Annotated in this window: 14 protein-coding genes; 10 read left to right on the top strand and 4 right to left on the bottom strand. The window is 69.4% G+C overall.

All coding sequences use genetic code 11. The annotated features are described in order from the left end of the window. Positions 1-152: 152 nt before the first annotated feature. Both GBA65_RS02660 and GBA65_RS02655 read left to right on the top strand, forming a co-directional pair. Positions 153-896: a response regulator transcription factor gene (locus GBA65_RS02660; RefSeq protein ID WP_166395261.1), complete on the top strand. Its 744-nt coding sequence runs from the start codon at positions 153-155 to the stop codon at positions 894-896. Next, positions 871-1695, top strand: coding sequence for a sensor histidine kinase (locus GBA65_RS02655; protein WP_166395260.1), 825 nt, complete (start codon positions 871-873; stop codon positions 1693-1695). The genes GBA65_RS02660 and GBA65_RS02655 overlap by 26 nt, the downstream gene beginning before the upstream one ends. Here GBA65_RS02655 and GBA65_RS02650 read toward each other — a convergent pair. Next, the gene (locus tag GBA65_RS02650) at positions 1670-4114 is read right to left on the bottom strand and encodes an EAL domain-containing protein (protein ID WP_166395259.1); all 2445 of its coding nucleotides are present in this window, start codon (positions 4112-4114) and stop codon (positions 1670-1672) included. The two genes, GBA65_RS02655 and GBA65_RS02650, sit on opposite strands and share 26 nt — an antisense overlap. Positions 4115-4142: 28 nt before the next feature. Then, positions 4143-5528, bottom strand: a complete 1386-nt coding sequence (locus GBA65_RS02645) for an MHYT domain-containing protein (RefSeq protein WP_166395258.1) — start codon at positions 5526-5528, stop codon at positions 4143-4145. 198 nt (positions 5529-5726) lie between these two features. Here GBA65_RS02645 and GBA65_RS02640 point away from each other — a divergent pair, with 198 nt between their 5' ends. The 4 genes from GBA65_RS02640 (at position 5727) to GBA65_RS02625 (ending at position 11866) form a co-directional block, all read left to right on the top strand. Beyond that, positions 5727-6014: an MCP four helix bundle domain-containing protein gene (locus tag GBA65_RS02640; RefSeq protein WP_166395257.1), complete on the top strand. Its 288-nt coding sequence runs from the start codon at positions 5727-5729 to the stop codon at positions 6012-6014. Positions 6015-6094: 80 nt separating this feature from the next. Then, on the top strand, positions 6095-9052 hold the full coding sequence (locus tag GBA65_RS02635; RefSeq protein WP_166395256.1) for a PAS domain S-box protein: 2958 nt from the start codon (positions 6095-6097) through the stop codon (positions 9050-9052). A gap of 11 nt (positions 9053-9063) precedes the next feature. Next, positions 9064-10869: a response regulator gene (locus tag GBA65_RS02630; RefSeq protein ID WP_166395255.1), complete on the top strand. Its 1806-nt coding sequence runs from the start codon at positions 9064-9066 to the stop codon at positions 10867-10869. Between the two features lies 1 nt (position 10870). Continuing rightward, positions 10871-11866 carry a GGDEF domain-containing response regulator gene (locus tag GBA65_RS02625; protein ID WP_166395254.1) on the top strand — a complete coding sequence of 332 codons (996 nt, stop codon included), beginning with the start codon at positions 10871-10873 and terminating at the stop codon, positions 11864-11866. Positions 11867-11874: 8 nt separating this feature from the next. Here the strand turns inward: GBA65_RS02625 and GBA65_RS02620 are convergent, their stop codons facing one another. Further along, complete coding sequence (locus tag GBA65_RS02620) at positions 11875-12240, bottom strand: response regulator transcription factor (protein ID WP_166395253.1); 366 nt, start codon at positions 12238-12240, stop codon at positions 11875-11877. Positions 12241-12415: 175 nt separating this feature from the next. Between GBA65_RS02620 and GBA65_RS02615 the strand changes: the two genes are divergently transcribed. The 3 genes from GBA65_RS02615 to GBA65_RS02605 all read left to right on the top strand — a co-directional run bounded on the left by GBA65_RS02615 (position 12416) and on the right by GBA65_RS02605 (position 17500). Beyond that, a complete protein-coding gene (locus GBA65_RS02615; RefSeq protein WP_166395252.1) occupies positions 12416-15202 on the top strand; it encodes a HEAT repeat domain-containing protein in 2787 nt (928 codons plus the stop codon). A 49-nt stretch (positions 15203-15251) separates the two neighbouring features. Next, on the top strand, positions 15252-16418 hold the full coding sequence (locus GBA65_RS02610; protein ID WP_166395251.1) for a hypothetical protein: 1167 nt from the start codon (positions 15252-15254) through the stop codon (positions 16416-16418). Positions 16419-16483: 65 nt separating this feature from the next. After that, positions 16484-17500, top strand: a complete 1017-nt coding sequence (locus GBA65_RS02605) for a glycoside hydrolase family 16 protein (protein WP_166395250.1) — start codon at positions 16484-16486, stop codon at positions 17498-17500. 96 nt (positions 17501-17596) lie between these two features. Here the strand turns inward: GBA65_RS02605 and GBA65_RS02600 are convergent, their stop codons facing one another. Beyond that, a complete protein-coding gene (locus GBA65_RS02600; protein WP_166395249.1) occupies positions 17597-18451 on the bottom strand; it encodes an esterase/lipase family protein in 855 nt (284 codons plus the stop codon). 188 nt (positions 18452-18639) lie between these two features. On the opposite strand from GBA65_RS02600, the gene tenA reads away from it, so the two are divergent. Next, on the top strand, positions 18640-19335 hold the full coding sequence (gene tenA, locus GBA65_RS02595) for a thiaminase II (RefSeq protein ID WP_166395248.1): 696 nt from the start codon (positions 18640-18642) through the stop codon (positions 19333-19335). Positions 19336-19380 lie beyond the last annotated feature (45 nt).

Raw genomic sequence — 19380 nt, 5'->3', positions numbered from 1 at the left:
TCCGCCGCTCCCCGCGCCGCTCTCGCCGGCGTGCGCTGCTAGCCCTACCGGCGCCGATGCACGAGGCTCGCAGGGAGATGCGGACTACGAGCCGGTTGTAGCAATGGGCTATACTCTCGCGCGGAGTCCGGCGAGACGGAGGTTGAGAAGCTTTGGGCGCGAGCGCGGTTGCCACGGCGGAGATCCTGATCGTCGAGGACGACGCAGCGATCCTGGACACCCTGGCCTACAACCTGAGCCGCCAGCGGTTCGGGGTAAGCAAGGCCACGAGCGGGGCGGAGGCGTTGAAGCTCGCACGAAGGCTGCGTCCGGACCTGATCCTCCTGGACATCATGCTCCCCGGCGAGTCGGGCATCCGGGTCTGCGAGAAGATCCGGGAAGAGGACCGCGAGGTGGTCATCGTGATGGTCACCGCCAAGGACGCCGAGGAGGACAAGGTCCGGGGCTTCGAGGCCGGGGCCGACGACTACGTGACCAAGCCCTTCGGGATGAAGGAGCTCGTGGCGAGGATCAACGCGAACCTCAAGCGCAGCGTCTCCTCGCCGGGGGCTCGCGGCAAGATCCTCGAGGCCGGCGACCTCTGGCTGGACACCAAGAACTTTACCGCCCGCGTCGCGGACGAGCCCCTCAACCTGCGCCTGAAGGAGTTCGAGCTTCTCGCGGCGCTGGCCGCTCGGCCGGGGGAGTTGAAGAGCCGCGAGGACCTCGCCAAGGAGGTCTGGGGGCACGCGGGGGTCGGCTCCTCGCGCACCATCGACGTGCACATCCGGCGTATCCGCGCGGCGCTCGCCGAGAGGAGCGCCTACGAGTACGTCCACACTGTACGGGGCCTGGGCTACCGGTTCGAGGCGGTGCCGGCGGGGCGGAGCGATGGACCGGACGAGCGACCGGAATAAGACCTCGCCCGGGGAGAGGCCCCCGGAGCTCGCGCCCGACGACGCCGGTTTCGTGGAGGCGGGCATGGGGGAGACCGATGCCGTGAGCCTCGGCGAGCTCAAGCGGGTCAACAGGATGCGGCGGGACTTCGTGGCGAACGTCTCGCACGAGCTGAAGACCCCGGCGACGAGCCTCAAGCTGCTCGCCGAGAGCCTCGTGGAGATTCTGGAGGAGGACCCGGATCAGGCCCGGTTCTTCGCCCAGCGATTGAAGAGCGAGACGGAGCGCCTCGCCCAGCTCACCTCAGACCTCCTCGACCTCGCCCGCCTGGAGAGCGAGGAGGGGCTGCAGAACCCCGCGGAGGTCGACGTCCGGAGCGTCTTGATGGTGGTGCTCGCCCGCCTCAGGCCGGCCGCGAAGCGCAAGAACATCACCCTCTCGTGGAGGCGCTCGGGGAACGCGAGCCTCTACGCCATCCTGGGCGACGAGACGCAGCTGACCTCCATGTTCGCCAACCTCGTGGAGAACGCCGTAAAATACACCCCTCCCGGCGGGAGGGTGGACGTCGAGGGGGAGTCGAGCGAGGACGAGGTCTCGGTGCGCGTCTCGGACACGGGGATAGGCATCCCGGAGGGGAGTCTGCCCCGGATCTTCGAGCGCTTCTACCGGGTGGACAAGGCCCGCTCCAAGGAGACCGGCGGCACGGGCCTCGGCCTGAGCATCGTCCGGCACGTCGCCGAGAAGCACGGCGGGACAGTCTCGGTCGACAGCGTGGTGGGAGAGGGCACGACCTTTACGGTGCGCCTCCCGAGAGGTTAGCCCCGAGGCCCGTCTCCGCTCCCCAGGACGACCGGAGCAGCTCGTCCATCGCGCCCTCGGGGAGGGGCCTGGAGAAGTAGAAGCCCTGGGCGAGGTCGGAGCCCATCTCCCGGAGGCGCGCGAGCTGCTCGGCCGTCTCGACGCCCTCGGCGACCACTCGCAGGCCCAGGTCCCGGGCGAGGGAGACGATCCCACCGACGATCACGACGTCCTCGGAGGACTCGCCGGTCCGCCCGATGTTGCCGACAAAGGAGCGGTCGACCTTCAGGTAGTCGACGGGGAAGCGCCTGAGGTAGGCGAGCGAAGAATAGCCCGTCCCGAAGTCGTCGATGGAGAGCCGGACGCCGAGGTCCTTGAGCTCGCGGAAGATGTTGGCGGTCGCGGGGGCGTCGTCCATCACCACGCTCTCCGTGATCTCGAGGTCCAGGGCTTCCGGGGCCAGGCCGGTCTCCCGCAGGACGCGCGCGACGTCGCCGACGAGGCCCTTGTCGGCGAACTGCCTGGCGGAGAGGTTGACCCCCATCACGAAGGGATCTCCGGCCTCCCCGACGCCCTGCCACCCCGCCGCGCGGCGGCACGCCTCCTCGAGCACCCAGCGGCCTATGGGCACGATGAGTCCGGTCTCCTCGGCGACGGGGACGAACTCCGCCGGCGAGACCAGGCCCCGCTCGGGGTGCTCCCAGCGGATGAGCGCCTCGACGCCCTGGATGCCGCCCCCTTCCGCCCCGGAGGGGCCGCCCGAGATCCGGACCTTCGGCTGGTAGAAGAGCTTGAACTCGTCGCGCTCGACGGCCCGCCGGAGGTCGTTCTCCAGGGCGAGACGGGCGTGCGCGGCGGCGTTCATCGAGGGGTCGAAGACCTGGTGGCCGGCCTTGCCCTTCTTTTTCGCCCCGTACATGGCGAGGTCCGCGCGCCGTATCAGATCCTCGGGCCCGGGCGCGTCCTCCGAGGCTCCGCCCCCGAGCGCGACGCCCACGCTCGCGCTGACGTAGACCTGGCTCCCCCCGAGCGTGAACGGCTCGGAGAGGGCCCCGGCGATCCGGTCCGCGACCACTACCGCGTCGTCCGCCCCGGCGACGTCCTCCAGCAGCACCGCGAACTCGTCGCCGCCGAGGCGGGCGGCGGTGTCCCCCTGCCTCAAGCAGGCCGTGAGCCGGCCGGCGACGGAGACCAGGAGCTCGTCGCCGACCTCGTGGCCCAGAGAGTCGTTGACGACCTTGAAGTTGTCCAGGTCCATGAACAGCGCGGCCACGCGGCTCCCCTCGCGGCCGGAGCGGGCGAGGGAGTGGCCGAGGCGGTTCTGGAACAGGGCGCGGTTCGGGAGGCCGGTCAGCGAGTCGTGGAAGGCCTGGTGGGCGAGCTCCCTCTCGAGGGCCTTGCTCTCGGTGACGTCGAGCATCACGCCGCGCCAGTGGAGCGGCTCCCCGTCCTCGTCGCGCACGATCACCGCCTCGTCTCGCACCCAGACCTCGCGGCCGTCGCGCGAGATCAGGCGGTACTCCATCCGGAACGGCTCGCCGGAGAGGTCCGTGCGTTCGTCCTCGGCCAGGACCCTCTCCCTGTCTTCCGGGTGCAGGATAGCCAGCCACAGCTCTCCGTTCCGCACGTACTCCTCGGGGGCGAAGCCGAGCAGGGTCTTGATCTGCGGGCTGACGTAGCTCGTGCCGTTGCCGTGCTCTATCTCCTGGGTGTAGGTGACGACCGGGATCTGCTCGACCAGCGACCGGTACTCCTTCTCGGCCCCCGCGAGCTTCTTCTCGGCCTCCAGCCTCTCGGTGATGTCGCGGACGGAGACGAGGATGCCCGCGACCTCGCCGTTCCCGTCCCTGAAGAGCGTGGCGTTCATCAGCACCGGGCGCGGCACGCGGGCGTCCCGTCGCTCGAGCTCGAGGGGGTGGTCCCTGAGGTAGCCCTGCTCGCGCACGAGCCCGAGGGCCGTCCTCGCGGCCTCCGGGTCGACGGCGAGCGAGGGCAGGTCGGTCCCGAGGAGCCCGGAGCGCGAGAGGTTCGCGAGGTCCGCCATCGCGGGGTTCGCGTCCTCGAAGCCGCCGTCGAGGTTCAGGGCGGCGAGGCCGTCCAGGTTTACCTCGAAGAGGTTGCGGTTGTAGCGGGAGAGCTCGAGCACCTCGCGCTCGGCCCTCCGGCGCTCGGCGAGCTCCCCCTCGGCCGCCTCGTAGAGCCGGGCGTTGTGCAGGGCGACGGCGGCGAAGTCGGCGAAGTTCTGCAGCAGGGCGACCTCCTCGTCGCCGAAAGCTCCGCCGTCCTCGTGGGCGAGGGCCATGACGCCGGCGACCTCCCCGGCAGACTTTATGGGCACCGCGACGGCGGCGGTCGGGCGTTCCTCGTCCCCCCGGGCCAGGTCCCGCGTCCCGTCCAGCCCTGGTAGTCGTTGACGATGAGGGGCTCGCCGCTCTCCCATACCCTCCCGCCGAGCCCCTGGCCGCGCCTCATCCTGTGCCCCCGGCGCGCGAGGCGTAGACGCCCACCCCCGCCCGCGCGCGGATCTCCTCGGAGCCCGGCTCGACGAGGAAGGCGTAGCCGCTGCGGACCCCCACGAGACGGGCGGCCCGGGAGATTATGGAGGAGAGCACCTGCTCCGTCCCCGAGCGGCTCATAAACTCCATGGCCGTCTCGTGCAGGGCGGCCAGGTAGTCGTTGCGCCCCAGAAGGGCCGCCTCGGCCCTCTTGCGGGCGGTCACGTCCTTCACGATGCTGTAGACGCCCACGATCTCGCCCGCCGCCACGGTCGGCAGGCTGGTCACGCTGACCTCGACCCTCTCGCCTGTGGCGTTCGTGATCGCGGTCTCGTAGGTCTGGGCCGCGCCCGTGGCGACGAGCCGGAAACGCCGCGCCGCCGCCTCCCTCCCCTCGGGCACGACGAGGTCCCCGCTGTTCTTCCCGACGAGCTCGTCGGCTGGGTGGCCCGTCAGGGACTCGGCGGCGGGGTTGGCGGCGGTCACCCTGCCGCGCAGGTCGGCCGAGTAGACGGCGTCGGGGTTGTGCAGGAAGAGCGAGCTGTAGCGCTGCTCCGACTCCTCCAGCGCCCGCGACTTCAGCGCGAAGCGCCCGGAGACGAAGGTGCCCGCGAGCGCGAGCCCGAGGACCAGGATCGTGGCCGCCCCGATGCCGAGGCCCAGGGAGAAGGGCTCGGCGAGGGCGGCCGAGCCCTCGCCGCTCTCGCCGGTCGCGTCGTAGCGGGCGGCGGCCATGCCGGTGTAGTGCATGCCGGATATCGCGACGCCCATGACGAGGGCGCCCCCCAGCTTCAACCAGGGCGCCAACCCCCTGCGGACGGCGGCGCGGTCCTTGCGCAGGGAGAACGCCAGCCACAGCGCCGTGATCGAGGCGCCTACCGCTATCGCCACGGAGAGGGAGAGGAGGAGCGGGTCGTAGCTCGTCTCCGCGGGCATCCGCATTGCGGCCATCCCCGTGTAGTGCATCCCGACGATGCCGAGGCCCATCACCGGCCCCGCCGCGAGGAGGGTCCTCGCCGACATCCGCGTGCGGCTCGCGACGGAGAGGGCGAGGGCGGAGGCGGCCACGGCCACGAGCGCCGAGGCCACGACGAGGGGCACGTCGTAGGAGACCGCGACGCCCATGTCGAGGGCGAGCATCCCGGTGAAGTGCATCGACCAGATGCCGAGGCCCATCGCGACGGCCCCGAAGAAGAGCCAGGCGGCCCGGCCCGCGCCCCTCCGGGCCGACGAGACCACGCCGGCCAGGTCCAGCGCCGAGTAGGAGGCGAAGACGGCCACGAGGTAAGAGAGCGCGATCAGGCGCACGTCCCAGGAGACGTGCACCATCCCCGCGTGTGCCGCGCTTGCGTGATCCAACCCCTCGAAGCTCCTTCGCTGTGCCGGGCGAGCGTCCGCCCCGTTCGACATATAATTCTTCTTCGGAACGCCGGCGCAAAACCTTTAGGGCGGGGGAGGGTCCGGGCGTATTAAACCCGGCGGGACGAAAGTACGATAATGAATGCGTGAAGGATACGGGCGCGAAACGCACCCTCGGGCAGAGACAAAGGAAGCAAGATGACGATAGCACGCAAGTTGTGGTTGGGGTTCGGGATCTTGATCCTGATCTTCCTCCTGACCGCGCTCGCCGTGGGCACCAGCGTCCGGTCCGTCGCGGGGGCGCTCGACGAGATAGTGACGGTCGAGGAGCCCACCGCGGCCACGGCCTACGAGATGGAGATCAACACGGTCGAGATCGGCCGCAGCATCCTCAGCTACCTGGAGACCGGTGATCCCGAGCTGCGCGAAGCGGCGCAGTCCGACCGCGCCGATTTTGAGGAGTTCAAGGGAGGTACGACGTCCTGATCGACACCCCGACGGGGGCCGAGCAGGGGGAGAGGATACAAGCCAACTACGACGAGTACGTGGCCCTCGGCGAGACTTTGATGGACAAGAAGGACGCCGTGGACGAGCTCTTCTCCACGGTCGGCGAGGAGTTCGACGCGACGGACGGGCTCGTCGAGGAAGGGCTGGCGGCGGCGGGCGACACGGAGGCCGACGCCGGCAAGTTGAGGGCGCTTGCGGAGATCGAATCCAACATCTCCAACGCGAACAACTCGCTCATCGCCTACCTGCAGGACCCCGAGGAGGAGTACAGGGAGGACTTCCTGACCGAGGTCGACGAGGTTCGCGGCGCGATCACCCGCTACAGGGGGCTGGACCTGACGGCGGAGGAGGAATCCAGGACCCGGGAGCTGGAGGAGCGTTTCGAGGAGACGGCCTCCGTCGCCGAGGAGGGTTTGATCCTCCGCGCCTCCATCCTCAGGGACACGGAGGAGTTCAGAAGGTTGCAGGACAACCTCGACGACGTCCTGGACGAGGAGGTCCAGCCCTGGACGCGGCAGCAGCTCGAAGAGGCCGAGGGGGTCGCCGCCTCGGAGATCTCCGACGTCTACCTCTCGCTGCTCGGCCTGATCGCCGTCGGGCTCCTCATCGGCGTGGGCGCCTCGACCCTGATAGGGCGCGGGATCATGCGCTCCGTCCGCCGCCTCAAGGAGGGGGCCGCGAGGATCGGGGGCGGAGACCTCGACCACAGGATCGAGCCCGGCTCTCGCGACGAGCTCGCCGAGGTGGCCGTCGCCTTCAACTCCATGGCCGCGCGACGCCAGGAGGAGGAGCGGGAGCTCGGGCGCCTGAGCCGCCAGAACAAGCTCATCCTCGACTCCGCGGGCGAGGGCATCTACGGCCTCGACGCCGACGGCAGGACCGCGTTCGTCAACCCGGCCGCGTCGTCCATGCTCGGCTTCGAGCCGGAGGAGCTTATCGGCGAGCGCATGCACGTCCTGACACACCACACGAGGCCCGACGGGGAGCACTACCCGCGCGTGGAGTGCCCGATCTACGAGGCGCTCAAGGACGGAGCGGTGCATCGCGTCGCCGACGAGGTGTTCTGGCGCAAGGACGGGACGAGCTTCCCCGTCGAGTACGTCAGCACCCCGATCTTCGAGAACGGCGAGGCCGTGGGCGCGGTCGTGACTTTCGCGGACATCACCGCGCGCAGGGAGAACGAGGAGGCGCTGAGGGAGAGCGAGGAGCAGTACCGCAGGCTGGTGGAGACGGTGCAGGAGGGGATCGCCTTTATCGACGCCGACGACTTCATCACCTACTGCAACCCGGCCTACGCGGAGATCTTCGGCGTGACGGCCGGGGACCTCGAGGGCAGGAAGCTGACCGACTTCTTCGACGAGGAGGGGATGCGGATCTCGCGCGAGCAGCGGGCCCGGCGCCGCGCGAACGAGAGCAGCGAGTACGAGCTCCCCATCATCGCCGCCGACGGGGAGCGCCGCATCCTCTCCTCCTCGGGGTCGCCCATCTGGGGCGCCGACGGCAGCTTCCAGGGCTCGGTGCACGCGATCGTGGACGTCACGGAGCGTAGGGAGGCCGAGCGAGCCCTGAGGGAGAGCGAGCTCCGCCTCAGGACGGTCGTCACCAACGCCCCGGTCGTGCTCTTCGCCACCGACGACGAGGGCGTCTTCACCCTGGCGGAGGGCAAGGGCCTCGAGCTTCTGGGCGCGAGCCCCGACGACCTCGTCGGCCGCTCCATCCTGGAGATCTACCCGGACTCGCCACAGGTCCGCGAGAACGCCGCCCGGGCCCTCGGGGGCGAGGCCTTCAACTCCACGTTCGAGGTGTCCGGCATCGTCTACGAGACCCACTACTCCCCCGTCCGGGAGGCTTCGGGCCTCGTCTCGGGCATCATCGGGGTCTCCATCGACGTCACGGAGCGCGTGCGGGCGGAGGAGGAGATCCGCAAGCTCAACGAGGGGCTGGAGCGGCGCGTCGAGGAGCGCACCGCCCAGCTCGCCGAGAGCGAGGAGCGCTACAAGTCCCTCTTCAGGGACAACCCCGACGGCGTCTACTCCCTGGACCTCGACGGCCGCTTCGCCACCGCCAACCCCGCGGCGGAGGTCGTGACCGGGTACCGCATCGAGGAGCTCATCGGGAAGAACAGCGCGGAGCTTATCGTGCCGGAGGGCCGCATGAGCGCAGCCCGGCGCTTCGCGGTGGCGCGCAGGGGCAGGCCCCAGACCTACGACATGACCATCGTCCACAAGGACGGCCACAGGGTCGAGATCGCGATGACGCAGCTGCCGATCATCGTTGGCGGCGAGATCGTCGGCGTCTACGGCATCGCCAAGGACATAACGGAGCGCAAGAGAGCGGAGGAGGAGATCCAGCAGCTCGTCCGCTACAACCGCCAGCTTTTCGACGTGAACCTCGACGCCCTGACCACCGTGGCCACCGACGGGAAGATCCTCGACGCCAACCCGGCGATGGCCGACCTGACCGGGCTCTCGCGCAGGAAGCTGATCGGGACGAACATCTTCGGATACATCGCGGACGAGGACGGCGCCCGCGAGGGGCTGGCGCAGGTCCTCCAGCAGGGCTACATGCGCGACTACCCCTGGAGATCCGGCGCACCGACGGCCACCTCACCCCGTCGTCTACAACGCCACCGTCTACCGCGACGCTTCCGGCCAAGTCGCGGGCGTCCTCGCCTCGGCCCACGACGAGACCGAGCGCCGCCGGGCGGAGGCGGCGATCCGGGAGCTCAACGAGGGCTGGAGCGCCGCGTCGAGGAGCGAACCAGGGAGCTTCTGAGGACAAAGGAGGAGCTCGAAGAGGCGAAGGAGGCGGCGGAGGCGGCGAACAGGGCGAAGTCGGACTTTTTGGCCAACATGTCCCACGAGATCCGCACCCCCATGAACGGCGTCATCGGCATGACCGAGCTGCTCATGGACACCCCTCTGGACCCCGAGCAGCGCGAGTTCGCAGAGACCGTGCGCTCCTCGGGGAGAACCTGCTGCACATCATCAACGACATCCTCGACTTCTCCAAGATAGAGGCCGGGGCGATGAGGCTGGAGGAGATCAACTTCGACCTGCGCTACGAGGTCGAGGAGGTGGCCTACCTGCTCGCCGAGCGCGCCCACGCCAAGGGCCTGGAGCTGAACGCTTTCGTCGAGCCAGGCGTCGCGACGGCGGTGAGGGGCGACCCGTTCCGCCTGAGGCAGGTGCTGACGAACCTGCTGGGCAACGCCATCAAGTTCACCCAGGAGGGCGAGGTGAACCTGCGCGCCTCCGCCATCGAGGAGGGCGAGGACGGCCTGGTGCTGCGCTTCGACGTCTCCGACACCGGCATCGGCCTGACGGAGGAGCAGGCGGCGAGCCTCTTCCGCTCCTTCTCCCAGGCGGACGCCTCGACGACGCGCAAGTACGGCGGGACGGGCCTGGGCCTCGCGATCTGCAAGCAGCTCGTCGGGCTGATGGGCGGCGAGATCTGGGTCGAGAGCGCCCCCGGCGAGGGGAGCACCTTCTCCTTCACCGCCCGGTTCAACAAGCAGCAGGAGGTCTCGGAGCCCATCTCCCCGCGCGCCGACCTCAGGGGCCTGCGCGTCCTCGTGGTCGACGATAACGAGACCAACCGCACCATCCTCCACAAGCAGGTCTCCGCCTGGGGCATGCGCGACGACGAGGCGGAGAACGGCCTGGAGGCCCTGGAGAAGATGAACGCCGCCCGCAAAGGTCCGGATGGCCCCTACGACCTCGCGATCATCGACATGCAGATGCCGGGGATGGACGGCCTGGAGCTCGCCCGCCTGGCCAAGGGTGACCCCGAGCTCTCCGCCACCCCTTTGGTGATGCTCACCTCCATGGGCCAACGAGGGGACGGGGACAAGGCGAGGGCCGTGGGCATCTCCGCCTACCTCACCAAGCCCGTCCGCCAGTCCGAGCTCTACACGTGCCTGCTCACGGTGATGGGCTCGCACGGCAAGGTAGAGGACGGGACGCCCGCCGAGACCCCGCTGATCACGCGCCACAACCTCCGGCAGGTGGTGCCGCGCGCCGGCGGCGCCCGCCTGCTCGTGGTGGAGGACAACCCGGTGAACCAGAGGGTGGCGGCGGCGATGCTGGAGAGGCTCGGCTACCGCGTCGACCTCGCTGGCAACGGCCGCGAGGCCCTCGACGCCATCTCGGGCGGGGCCCCGTACGCCGCGGTCCTCATGGACGTGCAGATGCCGGAGATGGACGGGTACGCCGCCACCCGCGAGCTCCGCAGGCGCGAGGGGGCGGCCGGGGCGAGGAGGATGCCCGTCATCGCGATGACCGCCAACGCCCTGGAGGGCGACAGGTCGTCCGCGCTGGAGGCGGGGATGGACGACTACGTCGCCAAGCCCGTGAAGCCCACCGAGCTCAACGAGGTCCTGGAGCGCTGGGTGTCGGCGCCGGCCGAGCCCGGCGAGGAGGCCGCGGCGGACGTCGCCTCGGGCATGGCGGACCCGGTCGCCAACGGCCGCCTCGAGGACCCGCTCGACCCCGACGTGCTCGCCGGGCTGCGCGAGCTCGGGGGCACGGGGGACGGCGAGCCGGACATCCTCGCCGAGCTCGTCGAGCTCTTCGTCGAAGACGCCGAGCCCCGCCTCGCGGCCCTGCGCGAGGCCGTCGCCGCTGGCGACGCCGAGGGGATCGAGCGGGCGGCGCACACCCTCAAGGGCTCCGCCGGCAACATGGGCGCCCGCAGGATGAGCGAGATCGCGTCGCGCCTCCAGGACGTCGGCACCTCCGGAGATCTCTCGAAGGCCGGGGCGCTGCTCGAGGATCTAGAATTCGAGTACGCCAGGGTCAAGCCGGCGCTCCAGGAGCTCAAGGAGGGGAAGTAGTTTGCGGGTCCTGATAGCAGAAGACGACGCCGTCTCCCGCGCGATCCTCAAGCGCGCCGTCGAGAAGCTGGGGCACGAGTGCACCGCGGCCAACGACGGGCTGGCGGCCTGGGAGGCCTACCTCGCCAACCCGGAGGTAGACGTGATCATCAGCGACTGGATGATGCCGGGGCTCGACGGCCCCGCCCTCTGCGAGAAGGTCCGCGGCTACGACGGCAAGCGGGACGGCTACCCCTTCTTCATCTTCCTCACCGCCCTGGGCGACAAGGCTCACCTCCTCGAGGGGATGCAGGCCGGCGCCGACGACTACCTCTCGAAGCCCCTCGACCGCGAGGAGCTAGGGGCGCGCCTCCTGGCCGCCACCCGCGTCACGAGCCTCCACCGCCAGCTCAACAGCCAGAAGCGGGAGCTGGAGAGGCTCAACTTCGAGCTCTTCAAGCAGGCCCGGCGCGACCCCCTGACCAAGCTCGGCAACAGGCTGAGGCTTCGGGAGGACCTGGAGACCCTGCGCGCCCGGGTGGAGCGCTACGGCCACAGCTACTCGGCCCTCCTGTGCGACGTGGACTACTTCAAGCTCTACAACGACACGTACGGCCACCTCAAGGGCGACGACGTGCTCCGGAGGGTCGCCGAGGTCGTGCTGGAGACCTTCCGGACCGGGGACTCCTCCTACCGCTACGGCGGGGAGGAGTTTCTGGCCATCCTCCCCGAGCAGACGTTGGGCTCGGCCGCGGTCGCCGCCGAGCGCCTGCGGAGCGCGGTGGAGGGGCTGGCGATCCCGCACGAAGGCTCCCCTCTCGGCGTCGTCACCGTGAGCTGCGGCCTCGCCGAGCTCGCCTCCGGCGCGCAGAAGACGATAGACGACCTCCTGAAAGAGGCCGACACCGCCCTCTACGAGGCGAAGGACAAGGGCAAGAACAACGTCGCGGTCTACGGCGCGCAGGAGGAGGCACCCGCTGCGGCCCGGCTGCGGGAGCAGGGCCCGGAGGAGGGCTGAGGGTCGCCCTACTCGGAGTCGCGGCGCTTGCCCGAGCGCCAGAGCACCGTCTGGACGCGCGCGGCGAGCTCGTCGGGGGAGAACGGCTTGATCACGTAGTCGTCCAGCCCGGTCTCGAGCCCCTGGATGATGTCGCGCTCGCTCTGGCGGGCCGTGAGCATGATGATCGGCAGCAAGGACAGGGCCGCGTCCTCGCTCTCGCGCAGGCGCCTGACGAGCTGCAGGCCGTTCACCCGGGGCATGTTGCTGTCCGTGATCAGGAGGTCCGGGATCTCCCCCTCCTCCAGAATCTCCAGCACCTCCTGGCCGTCCTCGGCCTCCTCGACCTCGTAGCCCAGGCCGTAGAGCTTGGCGACGACGATCCTCCTGACCACCCGGTCGTCGTCGGCGACCAGTATGCTCGCGCCCTCGAAGTCCAGAAGAGTACCCCCCGATCTTGCTTGCAGTGTCCGCGTTTTACGAGACGGTATCCTAGTAGACTAAAGGCCATATGGCCAGAAGACGATAACTGCTGTGTAGACGCAACAGATGGCCTGGTGGGTGGATGAGATGAGATTCGTAGAACTGGCGATCGTGGCGATGCTGGTCCTGATCTCGCTGATGGTGGCGATCACGGTCAGCGTGAAGGCCATGCGTGCCCTTCGGGAAGCCTGGTACAACTCGTACTACCGCCTCATAGAGCCCGCGCTGGAGCGCTACCTCCTCACGAACGAGCCGCAACCCGAGCTCGAGAAGCTCAGGCCCTGGCAGCGAGACCGATTCCTCTCGACCCTCATCGTCGAGCGCATGGCGCTCCTCCGGGGGGCCGGGCGGGAGTACCTGATGAAGCTCGCCGACGACCTCGGGCTCGTCGGCCTCTACCTCGGCGCGCTCCGCTCGCGCAGGCGCTGGAAGCGGGCGCGGGCGGCCGAGAACCTCGGCTACTTCGGGGGCGCCAGGGTCGCGGGCCCCATCTCGGCGCTGCTCGTCGACGACGACGAGACGGTGCGGGCGGTGGCCGCCCGCGCCCTGGCGCGCATCGGGAGCGAGGAGGCCGTGCGCTCGCTGGCGCGCACGCTCGACGCGCCGTCCGAGATCACGCGCCTCAGGGTCGCGGAGAACCTGGAGCGGGTCGGCCACCCCTCGGTGGGGCCGCTCAAGGAGTCGCTCGCCGACATCGCCTCGCTCGGCACCCGCGAGCTGAACGGGCCCGTGATGGCCGCGCAGGTCCTGGGCAACCTCAGGGCCGCCGAGGCGCGCGGGGTCCTCAAGCAGGCGGCCAGGAACGGCGCCGAGACGGACGTCCGGGCGCAGGCGACGCTGGCCCTCGGCAAGATCGGGGACCCCGAGGACGTGCCGACGCTCCTCGCCTGCACCCGCGACGCGGCGTGGCCCGTCCGGGCGCAGGCGGCCAACGCCCTGGGCATGATCGGGGAGGTCACCTCGGTGCCGAGGCTGAAGGAGATGGGCTCGGACGACGCGTGGTGGGTGCGCCGCAACGCCTGCTTCGCCCTCGCCAACATGGGACCCGAGGGCGAGGCGGCGCTCCTGGATCTCCTCCACAACGACGACCGCTACGCCCGCGACCGCGCCGCCGCCACGATGGAGGTCCGCGGCTTCACGCGCCGCGCCGTCCGCAACCTCTCGAAGCCCGGGAAGCGCGGCGAGAGGGCGAGGGATACCGTCTCCACCCTCGTAAGGGTGGGCTCCACCCGCTACCTCAGAGACCTGGCCCGGGCCCTCCCCGAGGGCGAGAACCGCGCCCTGCTGCGCGAGATGCTCGCCCAACACGGCGTCCCGTCGGGGACGAGGAGCCCTCCGATCTCCCGCCCCCGAAGGGACGACGGACGGAACCGCCGCGGACGGCGTCCCCGCGGACGGCGTCGCGGCCGTGGACGCGGCCGAGGGGGGCGAGCGGTGAGCTTCGAGTGGTTCGTGCTGGCGGTCAACTACGCCATCCTCGGCTACTTCGTGCTCCTCAACGCGTTCTACCTCGTGCTGTACGCGATCTCCTTCTTCGAGATCTCGAGCTACAGCCGCAAGGAGGTGTTCTCGGGATTTGCGGAGCTTTTCACCTCCAACTACGCCCCGCCCGTCTCGGTGATCGTGCCGGCCTACAACGAGGAGGCGACGATCTCCGCGAGCGTGCGATCGTTTCTCTCGCTGCAGTACCCGCTCTTCGAGATCGTGGTCGTCAACGACGGCTCCAAGGACCGGACCATCGACGTCCTGCGCGAGGAGTTCGACCTCTCCGAGTCGGACCAGCCGGTCAGGATCCAGCTGGAGACGCAGCCCATAAAGTCCGTCTACTCCTCGGCCTCGGAGCGCATGATCGTCATAGACAAGGTGAACGGCGGCAAGGCGGATGCCCTGAACGTCGGCATCTGCGCGGCGAGCTACCCCCTGGTCTGCTGCATCGACGCGGACATCATCCTGGACGAGGACGCCCTCCTCAGGCTCGCGCGGCCCATGATCGAGTCGAGCAAGGTCGTCGCGGTGGGCGGCATCGTGCGCGTCGCGAACGGCTGCGAGGTCGAGGCGGGGAGGGTCGTCAAGATAGCGACGCCGAACCAGTCCATCCCGAACTTCCAGATCGTCGAGTACCTCAGGGCGTTTATGGCCGGGCGCACGGGCTGGGCGGTGATGAACGCCCTCCTCATCATCTCCGGCGCCTTCGGCATGTTCCGCCGCCAGGACTTTATCGACGCGGGCGGCTACGCCCACGACACGGTGGGCGAGGACATGGAGGTCGTCACCAGGATCCACCGCACCCTGCGCGAGCGCGGCGAGGACTACCGGGTGGCCTTCGTCCCCGACCCGGTCTCGTGGACGGAGGTCCCCGCGAACCTGAAGGTCCTGAGGCGCCAGCGCGACCGCTGGCACCGGGGCCTGATGGACACGCTCATCAGGCACCGCAGGATGCTCTTCAACCCGAGGTACGGGGCCGTGGGCATGCTCGCCATGCCGTACTTCTTTCTCTTCGAGTTCGCCGGCCCCGTCATAGAGCTCCTCGGCTACCTGGCCCTCGTGCTCGGCCTGGCCTTCGGCTACCTCTACGTCGAGTTCGCCATCGCCTTCTTTATCGCGGCGGTCGGCCTCGGGGTCCTGCTCTCGGTGGCGGCCGTCCTCCTCGAGGAGCTGCGCCTGAACCGCTACCCGAGCTGGTCGGACATCGTCAAGCTCACGGTCTACGGCGTCCTCGAGAACTTCGGCTACCGCCAGCTGAACACGATCTGGCGCGCCTACGCCATCGTCTCTTTCCTGCGCAAAAACCAGTCCTGGGGCGACATGGCGCGTCAGGGCTTCGATCCGGCGAAGGGCAAGGGGCCGAAGAAGCGCGGTCAGGGAGCGGCGTGATGTGCGCGGCGTACGCCACGAGGAGCAGAGAGGTGGCCCAGGAGGAGCGATGGTAGATGCGATGCAAGGGTCCCGACCGGTGAGGGGGTGGAGGAGATGGCTGCTCCGGCTCGCGTTCCTCCTTTTCTTCGGGTTCGCGGGTGGGGTGTTGTACCTGCTGTTCTTTCTGGTGCCTTTCGAACAGTGGCTCGCAGACCGGGGGACCTCTCAGGGCGCGGTAGACGTAGCCCTGGCCGCCCTCGTGTTCGGCTGGGCCCTGATCAGCGTCTGCGCGACCGCATTCTTCAGCTGGTTCTTCCTCTCGCGGGGGCGCGCCGTTCCCGCCGGTCTGGGCGTACTCGGCATCACGGCGCTCGCTTCGCTCGCCACCTTCTACTTCCTGCTCGACACCGACTTCATGGTCGCCCTCGGCGAGATGACCGAAGAGAACATCGAGGGCGAGCGTTTCACATACGGCTCTTACCCGGACGCCCGGAGGATCGAGGAGTTAAAGGACGAAGGCTACGACGGCGTGATCACGCTGCTCAACCCGGATATCCCCTTCGAGAACGTCCTTCTGAAAAAGGAGCTGGGCAACGGCGAGGAGGCCGGCATCCCGATCCACTCTTACCCCATGCTGCCCTGGATCAGCGACAACGAGAGCGCCCTGCGCGAAATCGAGGAGTTGACCGCCGGCGACGAGAAGCGCTACTACGTTCACTGCTACCTCGGCAAGCACCGGGTGGACTACGTCCGACAGATGCTCGACGGCGCCGGGGAGACGCCCGCGCCGGAGAAGCTCGAGCCCCTACCCGAGGCTTTCGAGCGCGGCAGGCTGGTCCCCTTCGACGGCGAGCAGGTCGTCCTCGGCCCCTACCCGACGGAGGAAGAGTGGTTCAACTTCGTGGTACGCCGGGACGTCGAGGAGGTAATCTCGACCCTCGACCCCGAGAACCCGGACGATGCTCCCTGGATAGAGGAGGAGCGCAGGATAGCCGAGGAGAACGGCCTCACGTTCACGCTTAGGACGCTCGACGCGGAGTCGCCGGACCCGAAGGACGCGCAGGAGATCGCGGCTTACGCGAAGAGCCGCGGCGGCAAGGTCTACGTACACGACTTCCTGGAATCCGAGAGGTTTCGTGCCCTGGAAGCCGCCCTGCGGTACGCGCCGTCCGGGACGGAACGGGACGCCGCGAGCCGGCCGGCGGGTTCCCGAGAGAGGAGCCCCAACTCTTGAGCCTCGGCACACGAACCGCTGCCCTCTTCTCCCCCGCCCCGGTACGAGGAGGAGACCAGAGCCCGGTGCGACCCCTTGGGTTCCTCGCGCTGCTCCTCGCGGTCGCGCTCGCCACGGGCTGCGAGATGCCCGGCCGCGGGCCTGACGGCCCGCTGTTTCCGGCCGAGATCGTCGCCTTCGAGCCCGCCGCGGGCGAGGTGAGGCCGGGCGATCCGGCGGTCGCCTCCGTGCGGATAAAGAATACCGGCTCCGAGGCCCACACGTTCTCCGTCGGCTACAGCGTCCGGGACGCGGAGGGCGGGTGGATCGACGCCCTCGTCGTCCCGGTCGAGGCCGGCCCCGGCGAGGAGTCGCCCGAGACGGAGCTTCGCACGCCGCCGCTGGAGGCGCCCGGCTACTACGCGGCGCGCGTCTCCGTCTGGAGCGAGGACCCGGAGGCGGGGGCCGAGCGCCTCGACAACCGCGAGGAGGAGTCGGCGTTCCGGGTCTCCGAGGCGCCGCCGGAGGAGTTCGCGGAGGGGGGCGCTCTGCCCGCCGGGTGGAAGGCGACGGACCGGAAGCTCGGGCGCGGCAAGATCCGCTCGGAGAACGTCTCGATGGAGGATGGGAAGGTCCGGCTCGCGCTGCCGGCGGGCACCGTGAGCGGCGGGGAGATCGAGTCGGAGAAGCTCCACCGCCCGGGCTCGATGTACACGGCGCGCATGAAGGTCCCCGACGCCCCCTCCTCCATCACGGGCTTCTTCCTCTACGAGCCGCCGGACCTCGAGAGCGAGATCGACATCGAGATCTTCAACGAGCCGTCCGGCAAGATCCTCTTCACGACCTACGCCGACGGCGAGCAGACGCACACCGAGGAGAAGAAGCTCCCCTTCGACCCCACGGAGGACTTCCACGACTACGCCTTCTTCTACGGCGAGGACTCCGTCGTCTTCTACGTCGACGGCGAGGAGATGCAGCGCTACGAGGGCGGCATCCCGGACGAGCCCATGCAGCTCTACGTCAACTCCTGGTTCCCGACGTGGCTCGAGACGCAAATACCGGCCACCGACAAGTACGCCTACGTGGAGTGGATCGAACACTAAACCGCCCTGCCGTAGGGCGACGTCCCCTCGGACACCTCGGTAGGTCAAAGGAGGAGAGCCCCCGGAGATCGTCTCCGGGGCTCTCCTCCTCGGCTTCTAAGGGCAGGTGCGCTCCCTAGAGCGGCGAGGCGAAGGCGCGTTCCGGGTTCGCGGGCCCGGGTTGTCCAGGGCGTCGAAGACGAGCCTCTGGGCGAACGGGTCGTTGTAGATGTTCTGGTGGGTGACGGGCAGGCCCGCGTTGTAGTCTTGGAGGGTCACGTTCTCGGTGCGCCTCTCGCCCCTGAGGAAGCAGCGGGTGTAGGGGACGATGATCTCGTCGTCGTCCGTCGCGATCTGGGTGAACGAGCCGGTCCCCGGCGTGTCGTCGCCCGCGTTGAGCCTCCTCAGAAACTGCGAGCCGGCGCGCTGCTGCTCGCAGGCGACGCACGGGTTCGGGATGCCGAGGGCGGCCCGGAAGTCGGGCTGGCCGAGCTCGGTGCCGTAGTTGGAGGGCGCGATGCCGACGAGGTCGTCGACGAAGACCTTACCTCCGAGGTACTTGATCCAGTACCTCGGCATCATCCCGCCCTGGCTGTGGCCGACGAGCGAGACCTTTCTGGCCCCCGTCAGGCCGAGCACGCCGTCCACGAACCTGTCCAGCTCGCGCGCCGAGTCCTGGATGGGCCCGAGCCCGCGGTTGCCGTAGTTGAGGGCGTAGACGCAGTAGCCCGCCGCCCGCAACCTCGGGGAGAGGACCGCCCAGTTCTGGTCCATCGTCTCGAAGGTGCCGTGGACGAGCACCACCGGGTACGGATGCTCGGCGCTCGGGCGGCAGGACGGGTCGTTCGCCCCCGGGGGCGGCGTCCCCTCGCGGAGGAGAAACGCGCCGTCGTTCGTCTGCGCGCCGGACGGACCGGCGGCGGCGAGCAGGCCCAGCGCGAAGGCGAAGAAGGCGGAGAGCGCCAGCCACAAGAGCCTGGAGCCGCGCGCCCCGGACGATGATGTACCCCAGTAGCATGCCCGTCTCATACGCGCCCCTCCCAAGTGCCGGTTCGACCAGATCCCGGCGCATTATGCTCGCCCATAACGGCGGTGTAAACGGGCGTGGGGTCCCCCGTCGGGTTAGAGTGGCCCCCGGGAGAACGAGCTCTGGAGGTTGCATGACCGAGGTTGCGGGGACGACCGGGCGCGAGGGTTTTACGGGCGAGCTGTGGCGCTCCATCGAGAGCATCTACCGGGAGGTGCTCGACCACCCGTTCCTCCGCGGCCTCACGGACGGCACGCTCCCGGAGGAGTGCTTCCGCCACTACGTCCTTCAGGACGCCCTCTACCTGAGGGAGTACGCCCGCGCCCTCAGCCTCGCCGGGGTCCGCTCCCGGGACGAGAGCGCCCTCGTCATGTTCGACGAGCACGCGGTCGGCGCCATCGCCGTGGAGAGGAGCCTGCACGAAGGCTTCCTGAAGGATCTCGGCGTCGCCAGGGAGGAGGCGGAAGGGACCGCGGCGGCCCCCACCACGCTCGCCTACACCAGCTTCCTGCTCAGGACGGCCACCCTGGGCGACTACCCGGAGGTTCTGGGCGCGGTGCTGCCGTGCTACTGGATCTACGAGCGCGTCGGCAAGACCCTGCGCGAACGCGGCTCCCCGACCCCCCGCTACCAGAGGTGGATCGACACCTACGGCGGCGAGGAGTTCGGCACCCTCGTCGAGGCCGTCCTCGACCTCACCGACGGCGCCTGCGACGGCTTGAACCCCGCCCAGAGAGCCCGCGTCATGGAGGCCTTCGTCACCACGAGCCGCTACGAGTGGATGTTCTGGGACGCGGCCTGGAAACTCGAAGGGTGGCCCGTGGGGTAGGGTAGGACGGAGCGGCGGGGGTCACGAACAGCGCAAGATCGGGTA

This window comes from Rubrobacter marinus (assembly GCF_011492965.1).
In the GTDB taxonomy this organism is placed as follows: Bacteria; Actinomycetota; Rubrobacteria; order Rubrobacterales; family Rubrobacteraceae; genus Rubrobacter_F; species Rubrobacter_F marinus.
This window is presented reverse-complemented; position numbering and strand designations above follow the sequence as displayed.